General features: G+C 28.4%; 22 protein-coding genes, 1 tRNA gene and 1 other RNA gene. 20 read left to right on the top strand and 4 right to left on the bottom strand.

What is annotated here, in order from left to right:
- Positions 1–14 precede the first annotated feature (14 nt).
- From citD to ffs, 9 genes are all read left to right on the top strand, one after another.
- Positions 15–308: a citrate lyase acyl carrier protein gene (gene citD / locus O212_RS0106035; protein WP_024614234.1), complete on the top strand. Its 294-nt coding sequence runs from the start codon at positions 15–17 to the stop codon at positions 306–308.
- Positions 308–1,198 carry a citrate (pro-3S)-lyase subunit beta gene (gene citE, locus O212_RS0106030; RefSeq protein ID WP_024614233.1) on the top strand — a complete coding sequence of 297 codons (891 nt, stop codon included), beginning with the start codon at positions 308–310 and terminating at the stop codon, positions 1,196–1,198. Before citD ends, citE begins: the two co-directional genes overlap by 1 nt.
- Positions 1,199–1,200: 2 nt before the next feature.
- On the top strand, positions 1,201–2,760 hold the full coding sequence (gene citF / locus O212_RS0106025) for a citrate lyase subunit alpha (RefSeq protein ID WP_024614232.1): 1,560 nt from the start codon (positions 1,201–1,203) through the stop codon (positions 2,758–2,760).
- Between the two features lie 2 nt (positions 2,761–2,762).
- Positions 2,763–3,275, top strand: a complete 513-nt coding sequence (gene citX / locus O212_RS0106020; protein WP_024614231.1) for a citrate lyase holo-[acyl-carrier protein] synthase — start codon at positions 2,763–2,765, stop codon at positions 3,273–3,275.
- Positions 3,276–3,344: 69 nt separating this feature from the next.
- The gene (locus O212_RS0106015; RefSeq protein ID WP_024614230.1) at positions 3,345–4,487 is read left to right on the top strand and encodes an NADP-dependent malic enzyme; all 1,143 of its coding nucleotides are present in this window, start codon (positions 3,345–3,347) and stop codon (positions 4,485–4,487) included.
- Positions 4,488–4,511: 24 nt separating this feature from the next.
- On the top strand, positions 4,512–5,855 hold the full coding sequence (locus O212_RS0106010) for a 2-hydroxycarboxylate transporter family protein (protein ID WP_024614229.1): 1,344 nt from the start codon (positions 4,512–4,514) through the stop codon (positions 5,853–5,855).
- A 176-nt stretch (positions 5,856–6,031) separates the two neighbouring features.
- Positions 6,032–6,250, top strand: coding sequence for a hypothetical protein (locus tag O212_RS0106005; RefSeq protein WP_024614228.1), 219 nt, complete (start codon positions 6,032–6,034; stop codon positions 6,248–6,250).
- Positions 6,251–6,430: 180 nt separating this feature from the next.
- A tRNA-Ser gene (locus tag O212_RS0106000) sits at positions 6,431–6,520 on the top strand.
- Positions 6,521–6,522: 2 nt separating this feature from the next.
- Positions 6,523–6,787: signal recognition particle sRNA large type (gene ffs, locus O212_RS16380), an RNA gene on the top strand.
- A gap of 303 nt (positions 6,788–7,090) precedes the next feature.
- Here ffs and O212_RS0105995 read toward each other — a convergent pair.
- The 3 genes from O212_RS0105995 to O212_RS0105985 all read right to left on the bottom strand — a co-directional run bounded on the left by O212_RS0105995 (position 7,091) and on the right by O212_RS0105985 (position 9,096).
- The gene (locus tag O212_RS0105995) at positions 7,091–7,582 is read right to left on the bottom strand and encodes a dihydrofolate reductase (RefSeq protein ID WP_024614227.1); all 492 of its coding nucleotides are present in this window, start codon (positions 7,580–7,582) and stop codon (positions 7,091–7,093) included.
- Entirely contained in the window at positions 7,582–8,373 is a 792-nt protein-coding gene (locus tag O212_RS0105990; RefSeq protein ID WP_024614226.1) for a thymidylate synthase, read from the bottom strand. The genes O212_RS0105995 and O212_RS0105990 overlap by 1 nt, the downstream gene beginning before the upstream one ends.
- Positions 8,374–8,478: 105 nt before the next feature.
- A complete protein-coding gene (locus O212_RS0105985) occupies positions 8,479–9,096 on the bottom strand; it encodes a hypothetical protein (protein WP_024614225.1) in 618 nt (205 codons plus the stop codon).
- A gap of 233 nt (positions 9,097–9,329) precedes the next feature.
- Between O212_RS0105985 and dnaX the strand changes: the two genes are divergently transcribed.
- From dnaX to O212_RS0105965, 4 genes are all read left to right on the top strand, one after another.
- On the top strand, positions 9,330–10,970 hold the full coding sequence (dnaX, locus tag O212_RS0105980) for a DNA polymerase III subunit gamma/tau (protein ID WP_024614224.1): 1,641 nt from the start codon (positions 9,330–9,332) through the stop codon (positions 10,968–10,970).
- Positions 10,971–11,117: 147 nt separating this feature from the next.
- The gene (locus tag O212_RS0105975; RefSeq protein ID WP_024614223.1) at positions 11,118–11,456 is read left to right on the top strand and encodes a YbaB/EbfC family nucleoid-associated protein; all 339 of its coding nucleotides are present in this window, start codon (positions 11,118–11,120) and stop codon (positions 11,454–11,456) included.
- Between the two features lie 156 nt (positions 11,457–11,612).
- A complete protein-coding gene (recR, locus tag O212_RS0105970; RefSeq protein ID WP_024614222.1) occupies positions 11,613–12,209 on the top strand; it encodes a recombination mediator RecR in 597 nt (198 codons plus the stop codon).
- A 273-nt stretch (positions 12,210–12,482) separates the two neighbouring features.
- Positions 12,483–12,731, top strand: coding sequence for a pro-sigmaK processing inhibitor BofA family protein (locus tag O212_RS0105965; protein WP_024614221.1), 249 nt, complete (start codon positions 12,483–12,485; stop codon positions 12,729–12,731).
- 146 nt (positions 12,732–12,877) lie between these two features.
- On the opposite strand, the gene glsA is transcribed toward O212_RS0105965, so the two are convergent.
- Positions 12,878–13,804, bottom strand: a complete 927-nt coding sequence (gene glsA, locus O212_RS0105960) for a glutaminase A (protein ID WP_024614220.1) — start codon at positions 13,802–13,804, stop codon at positions 12,878–12,880.
- A gap of 618 nt (positions 13,805–14,422) precedes the next feature.
- On the opposite strand from glsA, the gene O212_RS0105955 reads away from it, so the two are divergent.
- The 7 genes from O212_RS0105955 (at position 14,423) to O212_RS0105925 (ending at position 23,539) form a co-directional block, all read left to right on the top strand.
- Positions 14,423–15,634 carry an ammonium transporter gene (locus O212_RS0105955; protein WP_024614219.1) on the top strand — a complete coding sequence of 404 codons (1,212 nt, stop codon included), beginning with the start codon at positions 14,423–14,425 and terminating at the stop codon, positions 15,632–15,634.
- A 220-nt stretch (positions 15,635–15,854) separates the two neighbouring features.
- Positions 15,855–16,769: an ABC transporter ATP-binding protein gene (locus O212_RS0105950; RefSeq protein ID WP_024614218.1), complete on the top strand. Its 915-nt coding sequence runs from the start codon at positions 15,855–15,857 to the stop codon at positions 16,767–16,769.
- Complete coding sequence (locus O212_RS0105945; RefSeq protein ID WP_024614217.1) at positions 16,769–18,037, top strand: ABC transporter permease; 1,269 nt, start codon at positions 16,769–16,771, stop codon at positions 18,035–18,037. Before O212_RS0105950 ends, O212_RS0105945 begins: the two co-directional genes overlap by 1 nt.
- Before the next feature lie 109 nt (positions 18,038–18,146).
- Positions 18,147–18,323 carry a hypothetical protein gene (locus O212_RS16835; RefSeq protein ID WP_024614216.1) on the top strand — a complete coding sequence of 59 codons (177 nt, stop codon included), beginning with the start codon at positions 18,147–18,149 and terminating at the stop codon, positions 18,321–18,323.
- A 20-nt stretch (positions 18,324–18,343) separates the two neighbouring features.
- Positions 18,344–19,840 carry a carboxypeptidase M32 gene (locus O212_RS0105935; protein ID WP_029699212.1) on the top strand — a complete coding sequence of 499 codons (1,497 nt, stop codon included), beginning with the start codon at positions 18,344–18,346 and terminating at the stop codon, positions 19,838–19,840.
- A gap of 609 nt (positions 19,841–20,449) precedes the next feature.
- Positions 20,450–22,012: a glutamate:gamma-aminobutyrate antiporter gene (gene gadC / locus O212_RS0105930; RefSeq protein WP_029699211.1), complete on the top strand. Its 1,563-nt coding sequence runs from the start codon at positions 20,450–20,452 to the stop codon at positions 22,010–22,012.
- A gap of 123 nt (positions 22,013–22,135) precedes the next feature.
- Positions 22,136–23,539: a glutamate decarboxylase gene (locus O212_RS0105925; protein ID WP_024614213.1), complete on the top strand. Its 1,404-nt coding sequence runs from the start codon at positions 22,136–22,138 to the stop codon at positions 23,537–23,539.
- Positions 23,540–23,594 lie beyond the last annotated feature (55 nt).

The following is a 23,594-nucleotide window of genomic DNA, read 5'->3' as shown; positions in this document are numbered from 1 at the left end:
GGGAGGTATTTAATATGGAAATAAAAAAACCTGCACTTGCAGGAACACTAGAATCAAGTGATTGCATAGTTTCAGTAGAACCAGCAAGCACAAATGAGATAGAAATAAATTTAACTAGTACAGTTAAGAAACAATTTGGTAAAGAAATATTAGAAGTTGCAAGAAAAACTCTTGAAAAACTTGGTGTTAACTCAGTTATTATGGAGATTAATGATAAGGGAGCTTTAGATTGTGTTATTGAAGCTCGTATTGAAGCAGCAGTTTGCAGAGCTTGTGAAATGAATGAATTTGATTGGAGGAATTATTAATGGCAAGGTTAAGAAGATCAATGATGTTTGTACCTGGAAGTAAACCTGCAATGATAAAAGATTGTACTATATATGGTGCAGACTCAGTAATGTTTGATTTAGAAGACTCAGTTTCAATTGCTGAAAAAGATTCAGCTAGAAGACTTGTATATCACGCTTTAACATCAATGGATTTTGGAAATACAGAAACAGTTGTACGTGTTAATGCTTTAGATTCTGAATTTGGAATAGAAGATTTAAAGGCAATTGTTAGAGCACAACCTGATGTTATACGTTTACCTAAAACAGAAACAGCACAAGATGTTATAGATATGGAGAAAGTAATTGCATCAATTGAAGAAGAAATAGGATTACCTATAGGAACTACAAAAATGATGGCAGCTATAGAATCTGCTTTAGGAGTTTTAAATGCTTATGAAATAGCAAAATCATCAAAACGTTTAATGGGTATAGCTCTTGGGGCAGAAGATTTTGTAACTGATATGAAGACAAATAGATCACCAGAAGGTAGTGAATTATTTGCTGCACGTAGCCAAATAATATTAGCTTCAAGAGCAGCAAAAATTTCAGCTTTCGATACAGTATATTCAGATGTTAATAATGAAGAAGGATTTATTAGAGAAGCTACATTAATAAAACAATTAGGTTTTGATGGAAAGTCACTTATAAATCCAAGACAAATAGATTTATTACATAAAATTTATGAGCCAACTCAAAAGGAAATAGATAAGGCAATAAATATAATAAATGCAGCTAAAGAAGCAGAAAAGAGAGGTTCAGGAGTTGTTTCTCTCAACGGAAAAATGATTGATAAACCAGTTATTGCTAGAGCGGAGCGTGTATTAATGTTAGCTAAGGCTTCAGGAATATCATATGAAGAGGAAGTGTAATTATGGGAGTTAATAGTATAGGAATAAATATACCTGATGAAATATTAAAGGATAGAAAAACAGTTGCCTTTGAAGGTGAATATAGTTTAAAACCAGAAGGCAATATAGAAGGAAAAAAAATTACAGCTACATTTAAAGATAAAGAAAAAAAATTACCATCTATAGCTGAAGCTATTAAAAAGACAGGGCTTAAAGATGGAATGACAATATCATTTCACCATCATTTCCGTGCAGGAGATTATGTAGTAAAAATGGTTATGGAAGAAATCAAAAAGGTTGGAATAAAGGATTTAACTTTATTTGTAAGTTCATTAACAAGTGCACATAATTTCTTAATTGATTATATAAAAGATGGTATTGTTACTGGAATAGAAACAAGTGGTGTCCGTGGAAAATTAGGAGAAGCTATTTCAAATGGAATTATGAAAAAACCTATAGTTATTCGTTCACATGGGGGACGTGCTCGTGCTATTGAAGCAGGGGATTCCAAGATTGATGTAGCATTTTTAGGAGTTCCATGTTCTGATGATTATGGAAATGCAAATGGAATACATGGTAAGTCACAATGTGGTTCATTAGGTTATGCTATTATAGATTCTAAATATGCAGATCAAGTTGTTTTAATAACAGATACTATGATGCCATACCCAAATGTTCCAGCAAGTATATCACAACAAGATGTTGATTATGTAGTTGAGGTAGATGAGATTGGAGATCCAAATGGAATATCATCAGGAGCAACACGTTTTACAAAAGACCCTAAAGAATTGTTAATTGCAAAATATGCAGCTGCTGTAATAGAAGCATCTGGTTATTTAAAAGATGGATTCTCTATACAAGCAGGTACTGGAGGAGCATCACTTGCAGTTGCACGTTTCTTAAAGGATAAAATGGTGGAAAAAAATATTACAGCAAGCTTTGGATTAGGTGGAATCAGTAAGCAATTTGTAGATTTACATGAAGAAGGTTTCATAAAGACTTTATTTGATGTACAAGGATTTGATTTAAAAGCAGTTGAATCAATAGGAAAAAATAATAATCACGTAGAGATAGATGCATCACTTTATGCAAATCCACATAATAAAGGTTGTATAGCAAATAAATTAGATATAGTTATTTTAAGTGCTTTAGAAATTGATAAAAATTTTAATGTTAATGTTATTACTGGTTCTGATGGAGTAATACGTGGAGCATCAGGTGGACACTCAGATACAGCAGCGGGAGCTAAATTAGCAATGATAGTTGCACCACTTGTTCGTGGAAGAATACCAACAGTAGTTGAAAAAGTAAATACTGTAATAACTCCTGGAGAATCAATAGATGTATTAGTTACAGAACGTGGAGTTGCAGTTAATTTGAGTAATCCTAAGAATAAAGAATTAAAAGAAAAATTAGAAAAGAATCATAATATACCTGTATTTGATATAGAAGAATTATATAAAAAGGCAATAAGCATTACAGGAAATCCAGAACCAATTAAATATGAAGATAAGGTTGTTGGAGTTGTAGAGTATCGTGATGGTTCTATTATAGATGTTATACGTAAAGTAAAAGAGGATTAAGTATGAGAGCTGAAAACAAATTGCTACATGAAATATTAAGAGGACGAGAAGAGAGAGCAGTTTTTATAAAAAAATTAAATGAAGAAAATAAAGAGACTATAGTGTGCTTTACTGTTAATAGTCCAGGCCCTTATAAATTAAGTGATAATTATCGCTTTACATTTTCTGAAGGTGTTTTATCATTAGAAAATATTCTAAATGCTAAAGCACTAAATAAGGTAGAACGTCCATCAGGATTCGAAGCTTATTTTTTAATAAATAAATCTCCAGAAGAGATTAAAGAGTTAACAGCTAAATTAGAAGAAGAACATCCTTTAGGAAGATTGTTTGATATAGATATTTTCTATAAAAATTTATTGAAAATAAGTAGAGAAGATATAGGTATGCCAAAAAGAAAATGCCTTCTATGTAATAATGACGCGGTTGAATGTGGAAGAAGTAGAAAACATTCAGTAGAAGAACTAACAGCTTTTATAAATGATTTAATAAATGAATATAAGGAAAAGTGTATATAAATTTTAAATAATATTGAACATGGTTTTGAATAAAAATTTGGTATAAATTTAGAAAAGAGGTATTTTAATATGACTAAAGAGGAGATATTAAAAACACGTGAGTTAGCACATGGGTTAATTAGTATAAATTCAAATTTTGATATTAAGAATAAAGAAGATTTATCACAAATATATACACCAGGAGTATCAACTGTTTGTAAAGAAGTTGAACATCATCCTAACAGTGTAAGAAAATTAACATCAACAGGAAATTCAATAGCAGTAATAACTGATGGAACAGCAGTATTAGGGCTTGGTAATATTGGTACATTGGCAGGATTTCCAATAGTTGAAGCGAAAGCTTTAGTTTATAAGCAATTAGCTGGAGTAAATGCAATTCCTTTATGTATAGATCAAGTTGGAAGAGATGAATTAGTAAAAACAATAAAAAATATAGCTCATAGTTTTAGTGGAATACATTTAGAGGATATAAAAGCACCAGAATGTTTTTATATAGAGGATATGCTAAAAAAAGAGCTAGATATACCAGTTTATCATGATGATCAACATGGAACTGCTATTGCTGTATTAGCAGCATTGTATAATGCTTCAAAGATTGTAAATAAAGATTTTAATTCATTAAAAATTGTATTATTAGGAGCTGGAGCTTCAGGAATAGCAACTGCTAAATTATTAAATGAAGCAGGAATAAAAGATATAATTTTAGTTGATAAAAATGGTTCATTAGTATGCGGAGATGAAACATTAAATAAACCTCAACAAGAAATAGCAAAAATAACAAATCCAAATCATATAAAAGGTCAATTAGAAGATGTAATTAAAGGTGCAGATGTATTTATAGGTTTATCAGAAGGAAATGTTTTAACTTTTGATATGGTAAAGACTATGAGTAAGGATCCAATCATATTTGCTCTTGCAAATCCTACACCAGAAATTAAACCAGAAATAGCAAAAGAAGCAGGTGCCGCTATAATAGCTACAGGTGGACCAGCTTATCCAAATCAAATAAATAACATATTAGTTTTCCCAGGATTATTTAAAGGACTTTTAGAAGCTAATGCTAAAGAAGTAAGTTATGATCTTATGATTGCTATTGCAAAGAATTTAGCTTCATTAGTAGAAAATCCTACAAAAGATAAAATTATACCAGGTGTATTTGAGGGTGATATAGTCAAAGCAGTTTCAGAAACAGTAAGACTATATTTAAGATAAAAGGTATTTAAGGAGGAAAGTTATATGGAAATACAAAGCAAAAATAAAACAAGCGATCATGGTGATGGAATTATAAAAAAGTTTTTTAAAATAAGTTTTTTTGGAATACCTATGCCATTATTCCTTGTTGGAGCAATTATAATTATTTTAGGTATAGAAACTAAATCATTACCTAAAGACATGGTCGGAAGTATATTTTTAGTATTTACATCAGGAATAGTTTTGGGTAAAATTGGTGATTCAATACCAATTTGGAAAGATTACCTTGGTGGTGGAGCTATACTTGCATTTTTAGCAACATCATATGCTGTTTATATAGGACTTATACCTACTGTTTACGTTAAAAATGTAAAACAACTTTTTGATAGTGGTTTCTTAGAATTATACATATCTATAATGATTTGTGGAGCTTTATTATCTATTGATAGAAAGTTTTTAGCAAAAACAATTGGTGGATTTATTCCAATGGTACTTATAGCAACACTTACAGCAGCAGGTGGAGCAGTAATTGGTGGATTAATAACAGGAGTATCACCTAAAGAAGTAATATTAAATTATGCACTTCCAATAATGGGTGGTGGTAATGGAGCTGGAGCAATACCTATGAGCCAAATTTGGGGACAAGTTACAGGAAAAGATCCAAAGATATGGTATTCATCAGCTATGGCAATACTTACAATTGCAAATATTATAGCTATAATTGCAGGTGCAATTTTAAATGGTATAGGTAATAAAAAACCACAATGGACAGGTCATGGTGAATTAATAAAAGGTAGTGCTAATGCAAAATCAGAAAAAGTTAATATAAAAGCTACTTTTGAAGATGCAGCAGCTGGATTATTTATAACATTAGCATTTTATTGCTTAGCTAATTTATTTGGAAAAGGATTTTTCCCAACAATAGGGGGAATAGTAATACATCCATTTGCATATATGGTTGTGTTTGTATTAATAGCTTGTGCATTAAATATAGTTCCAGAAAATATAAGAGTTGGAGCAAAGCAAGTTCAAAAGTTTATGGTAGGAAATTTATTTTATGTGTTAATAGCAGGTGTTGGAATAGCAATGGTTGATTTTGGAGAGTTATTACATTCATTTAATTTAACAACTATTGTAATATCATTATTTGCAGTTGTTGGAGCTATAGTAGGTCCTTGGATTACATCAAAAATATTTGGATTTTATCCAATAGAAGCATCAATAGCAGCTGGATTATGTCACGTTAATAGAGGTGGTTCAGGAGACTTAGAAATATTAGGTGCAGCTAAAAGAATGAATTTAATGGCTTATGCACAAATTGCTACAAGATTAGGTGGAGCATTAATATTAGTAGTAGCCGGTATTCTATTTAGTTTATGGCTTAAATAGTTTAATAAATTAATTATACATTATTAGAAAACGTTTTCTAATTAGGTTAGTATATTTTCTAAAAATAGTATTAAATAAAAGCTAATCTATATATAATAGATTAGCTTTTATTTATATATACTTAACAATTATTTGATATAATTTAAAGTAAATATTTTTAGTTAGGGGAATACAATATGGAAATGAGAAAAATATCTAATGTACTAACCGTAATAGAATTAATAGTACTTATTTGTATAATATTTGTTGCTAAAACGGGAGTAATAAGAATAGCTTTGTTTGTATTTTTAATGCCTATTTTACTTATAAATGGACAAATGAAAAAACAAATGTTTAAGGAAGAAAAAGAAATGAGAGATAAGGACTTAAATAAAACAGAAGATGATAAAAAATAATATTATGTATAAGTTTAATCTCTTTATATAATTAGGCTTACTAATAAAGAAAATGTTTCTATTGAACTAAAATAACATTTATGATAGAATGAAACAGTATTAAAAGTTAATATGTTTATAATACACTTTGTATATTAAGATTTGGATAGGTTAAACTATTTAAGCTTAAGTTTTTGATCTGGAGAGATGTCCGAGTGGTCGAAGGAGCACGCCTGGAACGCGTGTGTAGGGGAAACTCTACCGTGGGTTCAAATCCCACTCTCTCCGCCAGACCGTGCTAGATGGGGAGTTAGCGGTGCCCTGTAACCTGCAATCCGCTACAGCAGGATCGAATTCCTCGGGGAGGCTTTAGCTTGTATGGCCTGCCCTATGTAAGTGGTGTTGATGGCTGGGTCCCACGCAACGGGAGCCCATGAACCTTGTCAGGTCCGGAAGGAAGCAGCAATAAGTGGTTCCTTCCGTGTGCCGTGGATCAATCTGGCCTGAGCTAACTGCATAGGTAACGCATATAAGCTACTGTCGAAGCGAGGTGCACGGTTTTTTAATGTTATTTTGAACGTGAGAATACATATATTCAAGATAGAATACATATATTCAGTAAATAATTAATTTTGGTTACTCTTCAATAGGATTAACAATATAGGACAAAAACAATAGGATAAGAAAGAGAGGGCAACTTGCATCCAAGAGCAAGTAACCCTCTTTTTCTTGTTTATAAATAAATTTTTTATTTTTAGTTTCTTTATATGGCTAATATTTTTATAAAAAATGCACCTTAAAATTATATAAAAAACCATATAATTTGAGGCGCACTTAAATTAATTTAATTTATTTAAAAAATTATTTTCTTAGAAAATCAATGAATTCAAAATTTAATCCACTTTTTTCATCCACTTTTGTTTCTGAATTGTGGATAACTTCCCATTCATCCAAGTTTATTTGTGGAAAAAATGTATCTGCATCAAAATCTTTATTAACTTTTGTTAAGTAAAGTTTATTTGCGTATTTAAGGAATTGTTTATAGATTTCTCCACCACCTATTATAAAAACTTCTTCATCAGAATTTTTATAAAATTTGATAGCATCCTCAATATTATTGATAACAGTTACTTTATCAGAATCTAAATTAAAGTTTTTATCTCTAGTTAGAATTATATGTTCTCTATTTGGTAAAATACCTGGAAGAGATTCAAAAGTTTTTCTTCCCATAAGTATTTTATGTCCTGATGTTATTTCTTTAAATCTTTTTAAGTCTTCAGAAATATGCCATAAAAGAGAATTATCTTTACCTATTGCATTATTAGATGCTATTGCAACTATTATAGATAACATTAAACAGATACCTCCATTTTAATAGCAGGATGATGCTCATAGTTTTCTAATTTTATATCATCTGGAGTAAAATCATAGAAGTCTTTTATTTCTGGGTTTATCCATAGTTTTGGAGCTTCAAATGCTTGATTTCTTCTTGATAATTGAATTTTCATTCCTTCAATTTGATTTTCATAAATATGTGCATTATTTATAACATGAGTAAATAATCCTGGTTTTAATCCTGTTACTTGTGCTATAAGATGAACAAGTACTGCATATTGACTAGTATTAAATGGAACACCTAGAGGAATATCTCCTGAACGTTGTACAAGCATACAGTTTAATCTTCCATCAGTTACATCCCACATTGTAAGGAAACAGCATGGGTGAAGTGCACCAGTATCTAAGTATGGTATTTGCCATAAGTTAATCATCATTCTTCTATCTTGTGGGTTATTTTTTAATGCATCTATTAAATTATCAAGTTGATTAAATTTTTTAACAACCCATCCATATGATGTACCGATAGTTCCGTCATCCATCATCCATTCGTTCCAAATCTTAACGTTTTGCTCTTGAAGCTTTTTAACGCTATTTGATTGGTCTTTATATATCCATAAAAGTTCTTTAACTGCAGTTTTAAAAGCTACGAATTTAGTTGTAAGAATAGGGAATTCCTTTTCTAAATCAAATTGCATTATTTGATGTGGAAGTTTGTATGTAGCCACCCCAGTTCTATTTTGGTCATAATATCCGTTTTCTAAAATTTTTTCTACAATGTCAAGATATTGATTATCGTATAAGCTCATTTAAAAAATCTCCTCTCGTTTCATTTCATATTATTTTATCATATTATTAGTAGGAAATAGTTAAAAAATAAAAACTATAAAAAATAAAAAAGCATTAGTTTAAAATTAAACTAATGCTATGTGTAAGCACATTAATATTATAAAAATTATGCCAAGTCCTTTGTGAGCATGGATGCTTTTATTAAAGATTCTAAATATACCTGTTATAAGCATTAAGGCTAAATCAATAAGAGTTAAAACTCCAAGAATATATCCAATAGTCCACTTAAATCCTAAATGCAAGAATATATAAGCATGAATTATTATTATTGAAAGAGCTAATAAAACTATTATTATATGAAATCTTTGAAAAATTTTGGATATGCTTAATAAAAATTTTCTAACCTTTGCTAATATAGTACTTTCTAAAAATTCACTTTGAACTTCTTTTGGAATATCTATATGAATTTTATTTAATCCTTTATCTAATATGGTTACTCCTTTTTGATTTAAATTTTTAATTATAAATCTAAGAACAAATAAACCAATTGCTAAGAAAAATCCTATTTCAGCTATTGTTGCAAGTGATTTTGCAAAATCTTTTAATCTTTTAGGATTAAAGTTTATTAAATAATTATTTGAAACTGAATAATAAATAAATATAGCAGAAAATATTGCAACTATTAATCCTACTACAAAATATATTAGATGACTTTTTTGCATAGGAAGTAATTTTTTTTTCATGTTAATCACCTCAATTATTTTATATAACTATATTAGCATTAAAGTATTTGATTTTATTATATGTAAACTAAATTTAAAAAAATATTATGTTATTTAACATAAAAAATATAATATTTTATTGAAAACCTTAATAAAGGGGCATAATTACTAATAACTGTTTATCCGTAGTTTTATTAATATATTTATTGTATAATTAATTTAAGTTTAACTTTAGAAAAAGAGGTGGAAAGCCCTTGGCATATACAGCGTTATATAGAGAATGGAGACCGAAAACATTTGATGATGTAGTAGGTCAAGAACATATAACAACAACATTAAAAAATCAAATATTAAATGACAGAATAGCCCATGCGTACCTTTTTTGTGGAACAAGAGGTACAGGTAAAACTTCTACTGCAAAAGTATTTGCAAAAGCATTAAATTGTTTAAACCTTAAAGATGGTGAGCCTTGTAATGAATGTGATATGTGTAAAAAAATAAATGAAGGCTTAGCAATTGATGTTACAGAACTAGATGCAGCTTCAAACAATGGTGTAGATAAAATTAGAGATATTATAGATGATTCTAAATATCCACCACAAGAAGCTAAATATAAAGTTTATATAATGGATGAGGTTCATATGTTATCAACTGGAGCCGTTAATGCATTCCTTAAAACTTTAGAAGAACCACCAGCAAATGTAATATTTATACTTGCAACAACAGATCCTCAAAAGCTTCCAATAACAATTCTTTCAAGATGTCAAAGATTTGACTTTAAGAGAATAAATAATTCAGAAATAACAGGAAGACTTAGAACTATTGTAGAAGATAAAGGAGTTTTTGCAGATGATAAAAGTTTAGATCTTATTGCAAGAGTTTCAGATGGAGCAATGAGAGACTCTTTAAGTATATTAGATCAAGCTATTGCTATGGGTGATGGAAATGTAGACTATGAAGAGCTAGTATCAATGCTTGGATTAGTTACTAATGAATACTTATTTGATTTAACATCTGCAACTATAGAGAGAAATATAGAAAAAGCTATGACTATAATTGATAAAATAGTATTTGCAGGTAAGGATGTATTTTTATTTATAAAAGATTTAATAGCACATTATAGAAATCTTTTAATGATTAAAGTTACAAATAATCCAGAAGAAGTTCTTGATATGTCACTTGAAAATATTGCTTTAGTAAAAGAGCAAGGTGATAGAATAAGAGTTGAAGAAATAATGAGAAGTATAAGAATACTTCAAGAGGCAGAAATTAATGCAAAGATGTCAAAACAAGCAAGATTATATTTAGAGCTTGCAATAATTAAAATATGCAAAATAGAATATGACACATCAAATGAGGTAATACTTAGTAGAATTAATAAATTAGAAGCAGCATTAAAATCAGGAAAGATTCAAGTTCCAGTTGCCAATGTTGTTAATGCAAATAATGTTAGAAGCAATCAAGTTGCACCTAATAATACAGCAAAAAATTTAGATAATTTAAAAACTACAGTTTCAAAAAATGTAGAGATGGAAGATGAAAATCTTTCAAATGATGTGACAATTCAATTAGTTAAATCTGCTTGGAAAGATATATTAGAAGAATTTAAAAATAGAAGAGCAATGATAATTTATGCATCAATAACAACAGGAAGACCTGTTGATTGTAAAAATGGTGTAATAACTATTCAATATAATGAGCAATATTCATTTAATAAAAATAGATTAGAAAAACCAGAAAACAATAAAATTATAAATGAAGTTTTCTCAGAAGTATTAAGAAATAAAGTAAGAGTTCACTTTACTGTAATTGATGAACATAAAGAAAATTCAGATCCAGAGCAAGTTTTAACGGATGTCATAGGATCAGAGTTTTTAGATATTATTGATGAATAAAGACTAATATTAATTGGTACATTATAAAATAAAAAACATACCTATAATAGTAAGCATACTAGTAAATACTGAGTTTATATGTATAGTAATGTAAAAGAAAATGCTATATAATTAAAGTTAGAATCTATTTATAAGGAGGATATATATATGGCAAGAGGTGGATTCCCAGGCGGTATGGGAGGAATGAATAACTTAATGAAACAAGCACAGCAAATGCAAAAGAAAATGGAGCAAATGCAAAAAGAGCTTGAAGAAAAAGAATTTGTAGCATCAGTTGGAGGCGGAGCTGTAACTGTAACTGCAAATGGTAAAAAAGATATATTATCTATTAACATAAAGCCAGAAGTAGTAGATGAAGATGACATAGAAATGTTAGAAGATTTAGTACTAAGTGCAGTAAATGAAGCTCTAAGAAAGGCAGAACAAGAAACTGCAAGTCAAATGGGTAAAGTAACTGGTGGATTAAACATACCAGGATTATTTTAATTAAAAAAAGTAGATTTAAAGCCAGCTTTTAGCTGGCTTTTTATAATTTTTATATATGAGTTGTTAAAAGTTATAAACTATATTAAACTAAAAGATAGTTTTACGTATATTAATAAAAGTAAAAATAAATTTATATAAATTTAAGGGGAGATATTTATGGAATTTTATCCAGTTACAATAGAAAAATTAATAGAAGAATTCGCGAAATTACCTAGTATAGGTAAAAAAACAGCGCAGAGATTAACACTTCATGTATTAAATTTACCAGAAGATGAAGTTAGAGAATTTGCTGATGCATTAGTTAAAGCTAGAGGAACAATAAAATATTGTTCAGTTTGTGGTAACTTCACTGATTCAGATCCTTGTGCAATATGTAGTAACCCAAGTAGGGATAAAAGCACTATATGTGTAGTTGAACAGCCAAAAGATATTATGACTATGGAAAAAGTTAAAGAATATAATGGTCTTTATCATGTACTTCATGGAAATCTTTCACCAATGCAAGGGAGAGGACCTCAAGATATTAGAATAAGAGAATTAGTTTCAAGAATGAGAGAAGAAATTAAAGAAGTTATAATAGCGACAAATCCTAATATTGAAGGCGAAGCTACAGCTATGTATATAGCAAAAATACTTAAGCCATTAGATGTTAAGGTAACAAGAATTGCTGCAGGTATTCCAGTTGGAGGAGATTTAGAGTACGCAGATGAGGTTACACTTTCAAAGGCATTACAGGGAAGAACTCAAATATAAAAAGAAGGGCTCTAAAGAGCCCTTAATATAGATGGGAGTTAGAAGTTTTGTTTGAGAATGAGTGAAAAGCTTCTTATGATAACAATGTATGATGTTTAGAAAAAAGTGTTACTTAAAAGTTAAATAAAAACAATATTTTTATTAAATGTATTAATATTATAAATGTTGTCTATTATAATGAATGATAACAATGGTTAATATAATAATCTGTTATAAATAAAAATGTTTTAATGTATATATAAAATATAATTTAAAAATAAAGAGGGTGAGATTATGAATCTTGATTTAATTATTTATGGAATAATAGGATTAGTAATATTATATGTTCTTTTAAAGCTATTAAAGTGGCCACTTAAACTATTAATAAATGGTATATGTGGAGTTGTGTTATTATATATCATTAATTTAATAGGTGTACATTTTGGTATATATATAGGAATTAATGTTATAACTGCACTTGTTGCAGGTATATTTGGGATACCAGGTGTAATAGCAATAATATTATTTCAAATGTTTTTATAATATAGAACATAAAAAATACTCTATAAAAATTTATAGAGTATTTTTTATTAAATTAATGTAAGATAAAGCAATTGATAACTTAATACTAAATAAAAATTTATAAATAAAAAAAGCCTAACCTTTTTTATAAAAAGGTTAGACTTTTTTTATCTGAAAATATCTAATTCTAATGTATCAGTTATATCTTTAAGTAATTTTATACTAGCAGCACTATTACCAGGAACATCAAGTGCAGGACTAAATAAACCTATTCCGCATTTACTTGGAACTGCTGAAAGTATTCCTCCACCTACACCACTTTTTGAAGGAACTCCAACGTGAACTGAAAATGTTCCAGATTCATCATATAATCCACAAGTAGTCATTAATGATTTAACAACAGTAGCTGTTTCAATTGAGAATAATCTTTCATTATTCCAAGGCATAACACCTTCATTTGCAAGTACAGCTCCCATTCTTGCTAAACCTTTTGCAGTAACTAACATAGAACATTGTCTAAAATAAGAATCTAATATATCAGGAATATCTCCTTTAATCATATTATTTCCCTTCATATAGTAAGCAAGAGATCTGTTAACATCTCCAGTAGATTTTTCGGATAAATAAATTTCAGTATCTAATGTAATTCCGTCATCGCCCATTATTTTTTTGAAAAAATTTAATATTCTGCCTGAACGCTCTTCTGTATCTTTATCTTTAACAAGAGAAGTTACTTTAATGGCTCCTGCATTAATAAATGGATTAGTTGGTTTATTTCTATGATTTATTTGCATATTCATAATAGAATTAAATGCAAAGCCAGTTGGTTCAGTACCAACTTCTTTAAATACATTTTCAATTCCGTTGTCTAATATAGCAAGTATTAAAGTTGGAACTTTAGAAATACTTTCGATTGCAAATCTTACTTCATAGTCACCTGATGAGTATTCTTTATTATCTTCTAGGTTATAAATTGAAACACCTAGTTGGTTAGGATTAACTTTTGCAAGAGCTGGTATGTATGTAGCAACGTGTCCATCTTTTATATATTTTTTATTTTTTTCTACTAGAGTTTCTAAATTAATATTATTCATATTCATAACATTCACCTCATATTTGATTTATTTGCGTCAATACTTTGGCGTATAGCTAAAGCATAGCACTGTAATATTTTCTAATCAATTAACGTAAAATGAATATTTACATAATTATGTAAAATAAATTAAACAAAAAAATCTATATAAAATGAGAGATTTATAAATTAAAAAATGATTTAAATAAAGAGAAATAAAGAAGTTTAATGAGAAAGAATAAAAGTATTTTTAAAATATATATGAGAAATAATATTAGTTTTAATGTAATAAATATCTTAGAAATGTTTCTTTATTTTTAAAATGGTAACTTTTTGAGGAAATAGTATAAAAAAAGTATAAGAATATATAAATTTTAGGTGATTTTTTCCATAAATTTACTAAAAAATGAAGATTATAAAATTATAGTTTTTATAATTCAATAAATAGTAACTTTATATAAGATTTAAAATCAATAAAAATACATAAATTCAAATTAATTACTTTTTAGTTTTAACGTTATATTAGGTTTGTAAAAATTTCTATTTTTATATTACAAAAGTAAATCTTAGTTATAAAATAAGAGCTGAAATATTATCAAAATGATAGATTAGAAATTAAATTATGAAAGGAGATAATATTATGGCAGCAATAAATACAGGTAATACTGCATTTATGATTATATGTACTGCATTAGTATGTTTAATGACACCTGGATTAGCATTTTTTTATGGTGGATTAGTCAGGAAAAAAAATGTAGTCATAATGATGATGCAATGTTTCATATCAATGGGTATAGTAACTGTAATATGGATATTTGGAGGTTTTAGTTTAGCTTATGGAGCGGATCATGGAGGAGTAATAGGTAATATTAGTCAATTTTTCGCGATGAAATCAGTTGGATTGGCACCAAATCCAACTTATGGTTCAACAATACCATTTGTAATGTTTTTTGCATATCAATTAATGTTTGCAGTAATAACAGCTCCATTAATGACAGGAGCTTTTGCAGATAGACTTAATTTAAAAGGATACATAACTATACTTATAATATGGACTATATTAATATATATTCCAGTATGCCATTGGGTATGGGGTGGAGGCTTTTTAAGCAAATTAGGTTTTATAGATTTTGCTGGAGGAACAGTAATTCATGTTAGTGCAGGTTTTGGAGCATTAGCTACAGTAATGTATTTAGGAAAAAGAGCAATAAAATCAGGAGAAAAGATGAATCCTAATAATCTTGTTATAGTTGCAATAGGTACAGGTTTATTATGGTTTGGATGGTTTGGATTTAATACTGGTGGTTCACTTGCAGCAGATAGTGTTGCAGCAGCAGCATTTATAAATACAGCAATAGCTGCAGCAGTTGCCATGGTAGTTTGGATGATAATTTCAATAATAATAAATAAAAAATTATTATTTACAGATTTGCTTACAGGTTCAGTTGCAGGACTTGCTACAATTACTCCATGTGCAGGCTATGTTGATCCAAAGATGGCTATAATAATAGGAATAATAGGACCTATAGTTTGTTTTTTAAGTATTGAATTTAAAAATAAAATGAAATGGGATGATGCTCTTGATGTTTGGGGAGTTCATGGAATGGGAGGACTTACAGGTAGTTTATTAGTTGGTATATTTGCAAGTGCTACAATTAATCATATTCAAGGTGGAATGCATCAATTTTTAATACAATTATTAGGAGTAGCAATAGTTGCTGTTTATTCATTTATATTAACATTTATAATACTTAAGGTTATAGATAGTATATTCCCAATTAGAACTACTAAGAAGGAACAGATAAAAGGATTAGATGATACTTTATTAGGTGAAGATGCTTACTGGGAATAATAATTAAAAAATAGTAAGATTTATGTATAAGTAGAGACTGCAACTAAAAGATGATTAAAAATCATCTTTTAGTTACAGTCTTTCTATTTTTTATTTGGAACATTTAAATTATAATTATATAGTTAAGGAATTGTTAAGAATTTAATAAGATTTAATATTAATTTATATTAAGAAGTTGTGTTTACAATTAGAATATAGAAAATCCTAGGGAGGTTAATAAATGAATGTTTTAGAAGTTAAAAATCTTAAAAAAATAATCGGTAAACGTGAAATAATAAAAGATTTAAACTTTACAGTACAAGAAGGAGAAATATATGGATTTTTAGGACCAAATGGTGCTGGTAAGACAACAACAATAAGAATGTTAGTTGGACTTATTAATCCTACTTCTGGAGATGTTAAGATATGTGGAGAAGATCTTTTTAAGAATAAAGAGAAGGCATTAAGGGATGTAGGAGCAGTTGTTGAAAATCCTGAACTTTATAAGTACCTTTCTGGAAGAGAAAACTTAATGCAAATTGCAAGAATAAGAAAAGTAACTAAAGATGAAGTTGATGATTTAATAAAACTTGTAGGATTAGAAAATAGAATTAATGATAAGGTTAAAAAGTACTCACTAGGAATGAAGCAAAGACTTGGACTTGCAGCAGCACTTATAGGAAATCCGAGATTATTAATATTAGATGAACCTACAAATGGATTAGACCCATCAGGAATTATAGATTTTAGAGAAATAGTAAAAAAAGCAGCAAGGGAAAGAGGAATGGCTGTATTTATATCATCACATATATTAAGTGAAGTTCAACAATTATGTGATACCGTTGCTTTCATAAATGATGGAGTTATTAAAGCTGTTGAAAATATGGAAGAAGCAGTAACGGGGACAGAAAAAGAAAGTATAACACTAATAATTAATGATGAGCAAAAGAAAGTTTGTGAAATACTTACAAAACAGCCTTTTGTAATAACTTCAACTATATTAGACTCTAGAATAAATGTAGTTATTCACTCAGGAACAACTCCAGAACTTATAAAAATATTAGTAAAAGAAAATGTATCAGTAGAAGAAGTTTATAAAAATAGAGAAGGATTAGAACAAAGGTACATGGAGCTTGTTGAAGGGGGGATAAGATAATGTTATTTACCTTAGTTAAGAATGAATTAATTAAGATGTTTAAAAGAGGAAAAACTTGGATAGTATTTGGATTATTCTGTTTATCAATGGTTGGATTAGTTGCAGTTCAAAAGATAAATGCAGATGGTATGGAACATTGGAGATCTCCTCAAGGTCAAATAGAAATGATAGATAATAATTTAAATTGGCAAAAAGAAGAACTTAAAAACGCAACAAGTCAATTAAATGATTTTAAATCTAGAAAAGAAAGTAAAGAAGTTATAAAATCACAAGAAGAGCATATTTTATCTTTAAAAAGTGAAATTGATAGATTAGAAAGTGAAAGAAAGCACCAAGAAAAAATATTAGCAACTGGTGTAGCTGTTGATTGGAGAGAAACAGTTAAAACTGAAATTGCGAATTTAAAAAATGAATTAAAAGGTGCTGATCAGACAAAAGAAAATAAGGAATATATACAAGGTGTAAAGCAACAAATAGAAAATAAGCAATATTTATTAGATAATAATATAAAACCAGTTGAAAGATGGGAATTATATCCTGGAAACTTAGCAATTCAAGGGATGACTATATTAGGGATGGTAATATTAGTTGCAGGTATAGCTGTATTTATGAGTGATATAGTTTCAGGAGAATGTACACCTGCTACTGTTAAATTTTTATTAGTTCAGCCTATATCAAGAGCAAAAGTTATATTATCAAAATTCATAGCTGTAATAATAACAGTTGTAGGATTGATATGTGGTGCGGAAATTGCAACCTTTGGGATTGTAGGGGCATTTACTGGATTTAGTGATTTAAAGATGCCAGTAGAGCTTGGAATCAAATATCAAGTTAATCAAGAAGTACTTCTTAGAAATGGTTATAAACAAATAGATAGAGTTATAGGTTCTGGGTATCAATCAACTATGGGTGACTATGTACTTCAAAGTTTCTTATTACAAGTATTATTTATAATAGCTTGTTGTGCATTTGTATTTATGATATCAGCATTATTTAAGAGTAGTATGATAACAATGGCAGTTTCAGTAATTATATCAGTTGCATCAACAGTATTACCTATGGTAAGTGAAAAGATTTCAGAAATAGCACAATATGTATTCTTAAATTATGGTAGTACACCAAGTGTAATTACCGGTGATATAGCGTTTATGTATCATAATAATATACACTTTACTCCACAACTTGGGGTTATAACAATGATTATAACAATTATATTATCATATATAGTTGCACATTTTGTATTTATTAAGAGAGATATGTTAATGTAAAATTAAATAATAGAATTTATAAAATAAGTTAGGACTTAATGGTTTCTAACTTATTTTTTATATCTTTGATATAATTAGATTATAAGATTAATGAAGGAGTGAATATTTTATGGCAGCAGGAGTTGGAGTTAACTGTTTAGAATGTCCAGAAAAAAGAAACGGTAACTGTAATGGAAATGACTTACAATGTGTATGTTTTAAATGTCCAAGAAAATTAAGTGAATGTATAATAACAAAATACTGTAGAGAAACTGAATCTGTACTGTATTTTGATAAAGAATATTAAAATAAGGAGACTTGGGGGCTATGATAGAAGAAAAGTTAAAAGAATTAAAAGAGTATATTAAAGATATACATAAGACAATGGGGGCTTTAGAAATTATCTATTGGGATATGCAAACTAAAATGCCAAGAAAGGCTATAGAGCAACGCTCAGAAATAATTGAACATTTATCAGGTGAAATATTTAAGATGACAACATCAGATAAGATGGGAGAATTACTAAAATTTTTTGATGAAAATGTTGAAGGATTAAATAAAATTGATAAAGCTATAATTAAAAATGCAAGAAAAGAATATGATGAAACAAAGAAAATTCCAGAAGATAGATATAGAAAATTTGTAGTAGCTCAAGCACTTTCAGAAAGTGCATGGGAAGAAGCTAAAGAGAAAAAAGATTTTGAAATATTTAAACCGCATTTAAAGAAAATAATAGATTTTCAAAAAGAATTTATTGATTATTTAGGATATAAGGACAATAAATACGATACATTATTAAATAAATATGAAGAAGGTCTAACAGTTAAAAAACTTGATAAGGTTTTTGGAGAACTTAAAGAAGGTATAATAAATATACTTAATAAAATAGATGCTAGTGGCAAAGTTGTAGATAAAAGTTTCCTATTAGGAGAATTTAATAAAGAATCTCAAGAAAAACTATCAAAATTTATATTAAATAAAATGGGATATGACTTTGAAGCTGGAAGATTAGATGAAAGTATGCATCCTTTTACAACTAGCTTTGGAAATAGGGATGTAAGAATAACAACAAACTATAATGTACCTGATTTTACATCAGCATTATTTAGTTGTATACATGAAGGTGGTCATGGAATATATGATCAAGATATTCCAGATGAATTCCAAAAAACAGGATTAGATACATCACTCTCAATGAGTATTCATGAATCACAATCAAGATTTTATGAAAATATTATAGGAAGAAGTAAAGAATTTTGGGAATACTTTTTACCATTTGCAAAATATGAATTTAAACAATTTAAAGATATAAGTTTAAATGAATTTTATGAAGCTATAAATTGTGTAAAACCATCTTTAATAAGAACTGAATCTGATGAATTAACATATAGCCTTCATATAATAATAAGATATGAAATTGAAAAAGCTCTTATAAATGGAAGCTTAGATGTAGATAATGTTAAAGAAGAGTGGAATAGAAAATATAAAGAATATTTAGGTGTAGAACCTTCAAATGATAGTGAAGGAATATTACAAGATATACATTGGTCAGATGGCTCATTTGGTTATTTCCCTAGTTATGCATTAGGAAATCTATATGGAGCTCAAATGCTAGAAGTTATGAAAAAAGACTATAAAGATATGTATTCTGATATAACAAATGGAAATTTAAGTGGAATTCATAATTGGTTAAATGAAAATATTCATAAATATGCTAGCTTATATTCACCAAGTGAAATTATATTAAAAGTAAGTGGAGAAGAATTAAATTCAAAATATTTTATAGATTATTTAGAGAAAAAATATTTTGAAATATATAAATAAATATTTTTTGAATCTGAAGCAGTATTTTAAAAATTAAAAATACTGCTTTCTTTTTTGCAATAAAGCCTTAAAAATATGTATTTTTATAGAAAAATAGTCTATTTAGTTTAACAAAATAGAAACAAGTAAACAAATTAGTAAGAAAGAACTTTAGTATGTGTCTATAAATTGAAAAAAGTAACAATTATAAATAAATAGTAATTAATTGAAAATAATATTAAGGTTAATTGTTTTGAAATGCTGTAAAATAGGGTATTTGTAGATGATATTAAAATTCATAAATTGGAAAAAACAAGAATAAATGTGAAAAATGGCTTAAACACAAGGCTTTTAATATCTTATAAAAATAAAGTGGTATGAAAAACTAAGAAAAATTAAGGAAAATAGATAAAGAGGAAAATAGTTTTTAAAAATTAAAGATTAAAAGATATATATTGGTTTTATAGTATAATATGGATAATTTTAAATATTTACACTAAAAAAACCAGTTGATATACTTTAGCCATGGACAGGAACAATAGAGTTCCAAAGCTCCTACTTTACTTAAACTTGTCGACAAATTTAAGAATCGGAGTTAATAAAAAAGAAATATTGAAGGGTCGTGTAAATATGGACAACGGATCAAAAGCAAATAGTGCTAAGTCATTAAGTTTGTTTGGGTTCTTTGCAATAACAGCGTCAATGGTTATGGCTTCATATGAGTATCCAACATTTGCAACATCTGGATTCACTTTAGTATTTTATCTATTAGCAGGTGGATTCTTATGGTTTATACCAGTAGCATTATGCGCAGCTGAAATGGCAACTGTTGAAGGTTGGCAAGAAGGTGGTGTTTTCGCTTGGGTTGGAAACACTTTAGGTGAAAGATTTGGTTTTGCAGCAATTGCATTTCAATTTTTTGAAATATCAATCGGTTTTATAACAATGCTTTACTTTATACTAGGAGCATTATCTTATGTATTTGATTTCCCAGCACTTAATACAAATCCAACAATTAAATTTATCGGTGTATTAATAGTATTTTGGGCATTAACATTTACTCAATTAGCTGGTACAAAGTATACAGCAAAAATAGCTAAAGCAGGATTTATTATAGGTATAATAATTCCTTCAATAATATTATTTGGATTAGCAATAGCTTATATAGCTCAAGGAAATCCTATAGACGTTAAGATTAGTTCTGGAACATTTTTTCCAGACTTTACAAAATTAAATACATTAGTTATTTTCGTATCATTTATTTTAGCTTATATGGGTGTTGAAGCTTCAGCTACTCATGCTAATGAAATGAAAAATCCAAAAAGAGATTATCCATTAGCAATGTTACTATTAGTAATATGTGCAATAGTTTTAGATACTATGGGTGGTTTATCTGTTGCAGCAGTTATACCACAATCAGATTTAAATTTAAGTTCAGGTGTTATTCAAACATTTGCAGCTTTAATAGGACATTTTACTACTCACGGAACTTGGCTTGTAAAAATTATAGCATTAATGATTGCAGTTGGAGTTATGGGAGAAGTTAGTTCATGGGTTGTTGGACCATCAAGAGGTTTATATGTAGCAGCTCAAAAAGGAATTCTTCCAAAAACATTTAGAAAAGTTAATAAACATAATGTTCCAGTTCCATTAATTATTGTTCAAGGTATTTTATGTACAATATGGGCAGCAGTTTTAACATTTGGAGGCGGTGGTAATAACGTTTCATTCTTAACTGCAATGTCACTTACAGTCGTCGTTTACTTAGTAGCTTATTTCTTCTTCTTTATAGCATACTTTATTTTAGTATTGAAGAAAAAGAATTTAAAAAGAGCGTATCAAATACCAGGTGGAACAATTGTAAAAATGATAATTAGTATAGTTGGCTTTATTATGTCAATATTTGCATTTGTTATATCTTTTGTGCCACCAGCATCATTAGATGCAGCTAGTGCTAAAGAGTATGAAGCAATACTTATAATAGGTTTTGTAATAGTATTAATAATACCATTTGCAATTTATGCATTACATGATAAGAGTGAACACAAAAATATTAAAGAACCAGTTGCATTAAAATATAATGAAGTTAATAAATTTGTTCCTCCGATTGCAAGAGGACAACATCAAATTAATCCAGATCCAGAAGATATTATGAATCAATCAAGTAATATGGATAAAGATAAAAAATCTTAAAAATAGCTTATTTGTGTTCATTGATAAGGTAAGTGACTAAAAAATTATTAAAGAAAGTGCTACTTTACCAATGAACACTCAAATAAATAACCTAGAAAATAAAAATTTAAGGAGGCATTTACTATGTTATTTAGTAGAGATGATAAAAAGTTAAAGGATACTTATAGAACACCTATATTTGGTACTGAAGAGGAAGATGTTGAGTTACCAAGATATACTCTTCATAAAAATCCAATAGAACCAAGAATAGCTTATAGATTAGTTAAAGATGAATTAATGGATGAAGGTAATGCAAGATTAAATTTAGCTACATTCTGTCAAACATATATGGAACCAGAAGCAACTAAAATTATGGCAGAAACATTAGAAAAAAATGCAATAGATAAATCAGAATATCCACAAACAACTGAACTTGAAAACAGATGTGTTAATATACTTGCTGATTTATGGCATGCACCAGAAAATATGAAATATATGGGTACTTCAACAGTTGGATCATCAGAAGCTTGTATGCTAGGTGGTATGGCAATGAAGTTTAGATGGAGAAACAGAGCTAAGGCAGCTGGTATTGATGTTATGGCTAAGAAACCAAATTTAGTAGTATCATCAGGATACCAAGTTTGTTGGGAAAAATTCTGTGTATATTGGGATATTGAAATGAGATTAGTTCCATTAGATGAAACACATATGAGTTTAAATATAGATAAAGTATTAGACTATGTTGATGAATATACAATTGGTGTAGTTGGTATACTTGGTATAACTTATACTGGTAAATATGATGATATTAAGGCATTAGATGCAAAAATAGAAGAATACAATAAAACAGCAAAATTATCAGTGCCAATTCACGTTGATGGTGCTTCAGGTGGATTATTTGCACCATTTATTGAACCAGATTTAGAATGGGATTTTAGATTAAAAAATGTTGTTTCAATCAGTACATCAGGTCATAAATATGGACTTGTTTATCCAGGAATAGGTTGGGTAATGTGGAAAGATGAACAATACTTACCAAAAGAATTAGTATTTGAAGTAAGTTACTTAGGTGGTAAATTACCAACAATGGCTATTAACTTCTCAAGAAGTGCAAGTCAAATCATAGGTCAATATTATAATTTCTTAAGATATGGATTTGAAGGATATAGACAAATACATCAAAGAACAAAAGATGTAGCTATGTACTTAGCAAAAGAAATAGAAAATATGGGATTATTTGAAATATATAATGATGGATCAAACTTACCAATAGTATGCTTTAAATTAAAAGAAGATGCTAATGTAGAATGGACATTATACGATTTAGCAGATAGACTATTAATGAAGGGATGGCAAGTACCTGCTTATCCATTACCAGAAAACTTACAAGATGTAATAATTCAACGTATTGTATGTCGTGCTGACCTTGGTCATAATATGGCAGAACAATTAATGCAAGACATTAAAGATGGTATTGAAGCTCTTAATAAAGCTCGTGTACTTCAAGATAGAGAAACTAAAAAAGGTGCATATGGTTTCACACATTAATTATAAAAATATATAATGTTATAGTATAAGACTAATAAGAAAAAGCTATTCTTTA

This window comes from Clostridium sp. Ade.TY (genome assembly GCF_000498355.1).
Classification (GTDB): domain Bacteria; phylum Bacillota; class Clostridia; order Clostridiales; family Clostridiaceae; genus Clostridium.
Note: the sequence above shows the minus strand (reverse complement) of the source record. Positions and strands in the feature narration are given on the sequence as shown.

Coding starts and splice junctions, on each gene's coding strand:
- citD (WP_024614234.1), top strand. CDS start 15: ATGGAAATAAAAAAACCTGCACTTGCAGGAACACTAGAATCAAGTGAT.
- citE (WP_024614233.1), top strand. CDS start 308: ATGGCAAGGTTAAGAAGATCAATGATGTTTGTACCTGGAAGTAAACCT.
- citF (WP_024614232.1), top strand. CDS start 1,201: ATGGGAGTTAATAGTATAGGAATAAATATACCTGATGAAATATTAAAG.
- citX (WP_024614231.1), top strand. CDS start 2,763: ATGAGAGCTGAAAACAAATTGCTACATGAAATATTAAGAGGACGAGAA.
- O212_RS0106015 (WP_024614230.1), top strand. CDS start 3,345: ATGACTAAAGAGGAGATATTAAAAACACGTGAGTTAGCACATGGGTTA.
- O212_RS0106010 (WP_024614229.1), top strand. CDS start 4,512: ATGGAAATACAAAGCAAAAATAAAACAAGCGATCATGGTGATGGAATT.
- O212_RS0106005 (WP_024614228.1), top strand. CDS start 6,032: ATGGAAATGAGAAAAATATCTAATGTACTAACCGTAATAGAATTAATA.
- O212_RS0105995 (WP_024614227.1), bottom strand. CDS start 7,582: ATGTTATCTATAATAGTTGCAATAGCATCTAATAATGCAATAGGTAAA.
- O212_RS0105990 (WP_024614226.1), bottom strand. CDS start 8,373: ATGAGCTTATACGATAATCAATATCTTGACATTGTAGAAAAAATTTTA.
- O212_RS0105985 (WP_024614225.1), bottom strand. CDS start 9,096: ATGAAAAAAAAATTACTTCCTATGCAAAAAAGTCATCTAATATATTTT.
- O212_RS0105975 (WP_024614223.1), top strand. CDS start 11,118: ATGGCAAGAGGTGGATTCCCAGGCGGTATGGGAGGAATGAATAACTTA.
- recR (WP_024614222.1), top strand. CDS start 11,613: ATGGAATTTTATCCAGTTACAATAGAAAAATTAATAGAAGAATTCGCG.
- O212_RS0105965 (WP_024614221.1), top strand. CDS start 12,483: ATGAATCTTGATTTAATTATTTATGGAATAATAGGATTAGTAATATTA.
- glsA (WP_024614220.1), bottom strand. CDS start 13,804: ATGAATAATATTAATTTAGAAACTCTAGTAGAAAAAAATAAAAAATAT.
- O212_RS0105955 (WP_024614219.1), top strand. CDS start 14,423: ATGGCAGCAATAAATACAGGTAATACTGCATTTATGATTATATGTACT.
- O212_RS0105950 (WP_024614218.1), top strand. CDS start 15,855: ATGAATGTTTTAGAAGTTAAAAATCTTAAAAAAATAATCGGTAAACGT.
- O212_RS0105945 (WP_024614217.1), top strand. CDS start 16,769: ATGTTATTTACCTTAGTTAAGAATGAATTAATTAAGATGTTTAAAAGA.
- O212_RS16835 (WP_024614216.1), top strand. CDS start 18,147: ATGGCAGCAGGAGTTGGAGTTAACTGTTTAGAATGTCCAGAAAAAAGA.
- O212_RS0105935 (WP_029699212.1), top strand. CDS start 18,344: ATGATAGAAGAAAAGTTAAAAGAATTAAAAGAGTATATTAAAGATATA.
- gadC (WP_029699211.1), top strand. CDS start 20,450: ATGGACAACGGATCAAAAGCAAATAGTGCTAAGTCATTAAGTTTGTTT.
- O212_RS0105925 (WP_024614213.1), top strand. CDS start 22,136: ATGTTATTTAGTAGAGATGATAAAAAGTTAAAGGATACTTATAGAACA.